The organism is Pseudomonas sp., assembly GCF_037994325.1.
Classification (GTDB): domain Bacteria; phylum Pseudomonadota; class Gammaproteobacteria; order Pseudomonadales; family Pseudomonadaceae; genus Aquipseudomonas.
Genome location: NZ_JBBNAH010000459.1, coordinates 1 through 1992 on the forward strand (window position 1 = coordinate 1; position 1992 = coordinate 1992).

1 protein-coding gene and 1 pseudogene are annotated in these 1992 nt (G+C 57.7%); one reads left to right on the plus strand and one right to left on the minus strand.

Features of this window, described 5'->3' with window-relative positions; translation table 11 throughout:
* Positions 1-674 (minus strand): annotated as a pseudogene (locus tag AAAB16_RS15450) (type III PLP-dependent enzyme); the annotation flags it as partial.
* A gap of 611 nt (positions 675-1285) precedes the next feature.
* Between AAAB16_RS15450 and AAAB16_RS15455 the strand changes: the two are divergent.
* Positions 1286-1992, plus strand: a 707-nt coding sequence (locus tag AAAB16_RS15455; protein ID WP_340664119.1) for a GTP-binding protein, incomplete at its 3' end; no start/stop codon positions are given.

The window sequence follows — 1992 nt, forward strand, 5'->3', positions numbered from 1 at the left end:
CCCATGTTGATCAGTTTCAGCTCGATGCCGTCTTCTTCTTTCAGGCGCTCGAAAATCACTTTGACCTTGGCAATCGCGGCGTCCCATACCGAGATATCGCGCTGCTGCGAACCCACGTGGAACGACAGACCGTAAGGCACCAAACCCAGGTCGCGGGCGAGAATCAGCAGATCCATGGCCATGTCGGTCTGGCAGCCGAATTTGCGCGAAAGCGGCCAGTCAGCGGTGGTCGAGCCTTCGGTGAGAATGCGCACATACACTTTCGAACCGGGCGCGGCCTTGGCGATATTGCGCAGGTCGGCTTCGGAGTCGGTGGCGTACAGGCGCACGCCTTTGTCGTAGAAGTAGCGAATGTCTTTGGATTTTTTGATGGTGTTGCCGTAGCTCATGCGCTCCGGACCAACGCCGGCGGACAGCACCTTGTCCAGCTCATAGATCGAGGCGATATCGAAGTTCGAGCCTTTGTCGCGCAGCAGCTCGATGATCTCGATGGCCGGGTTGGCCTTGACGGCGTAATACACCTTGGCGAATTCGAAGCCGGCGCGCAGGTCGTCGTAGGCCTGGCTGATGATATTGGTGTCGATCACCACAAACGGGGTTTCATGCTGGTCGGCGAAATCCTTCATTTTCTGGAAGGTTGCGCGCGGGTAGTAGTCTTCGACCTTAATCGACATACGGGGGACTCCATGGGCAAAACAAACAAAGGGTGTAAGGGGTGGCTTGGTAAACAAGCCGCGAACGTCTAATCCGTTTCCCCACTTTGGTTCGCCTACTTCCCAAGGCTTGTCGCCGAGTATCGAAATCGATCTCTCGTCGTCAGTACTTGAGCCGCATGGATCGTTTCCAGCATGGACGTTCGGGCGCGAACTTTAGGAGCATGTGGGGGCAAGATCAATCAAAAAATGCCGCTGTTTTGCACCTATTTGTCGCCTCGTTTTGGATAACAAACAAAACGTCCGAAATGCTGCACAAACCGTTGCCAGCCGAGGGTTCCAGCGTGGGTGCCGTAGAACAGTGTGAAGGTCTTTTTTGACAGACCGACTATCGGGGTGGGGGTTCAGTTGGATCGCCCAGCGGGCCTGCAAAAAACCCTCCGACCCACGCCCAACCAGCCGACGATGCTCGCCAAGGTGCTCGGCTAAGGATGAAGGGCAGATTGCACGGCAGGCTCAACCTGAGCAGGCGCGCTAAACCAGCTCCAGCCACTGGGCCCGCCGCCTGCAAACGGGGCGGGCATCTGTGTATACTTCGCGGCCAATTTCCAGCTCCATGCCCAGGTTCCCGCATGACCACTCAGGCCGCCGAAGTCGCGAAACGTCGCACGTTCGCCATCATTTCCCACCCCGACGCCGGTAAAACCACCATTACCGAAAAGCTCCTGCTGATGGGCAAGGCCATTGCCGTGGCCGGTACGGTGAAGTCGCGTAAATCCGACCGCCATGCGACGTCCGACTGGATGGAAATGGAGAAACAGCGCGGTATCTCCATCACCACCTCGGTGATGCAGTTCCCCTACCGCGAGCACATGATCAACCTGCTCGACACCCCCGGCCACGAAGACTTCTCCGAAGACACCTACCGCACCCTGACCGCGGTGGACTCGGCGCTGATGGTGCTCGACGGCGGTAAAGGCGTTGAGCCGCGTACCATCGCCCTGATGGACGTCTGCCGACTGCGCGACACGCCTATCGTCAGTTTTATCAACAAACTCGACCGCGATATTCGCGACCCGATTGAACTGCTCGACGAGATCGAGGCGGTTCTAAAAATCAAAGCCGCGCCGATCACCTGGCCGATTGGCTGCTACCGCGACTTTAAAGGCGTGTACCACCTGGCAGACGACTACATCATTGTTTACACCGCCGGCCACGGGCATGAACGCACCGATGTGAAAATCATCGAAAAACTCGACTCCGACGAAGCCCGCGCGCACTTGGGTGATGAGTACGAACGCTTTGTCGACCAGCTGGAACTGGTGCAGGGCGCCTGCCA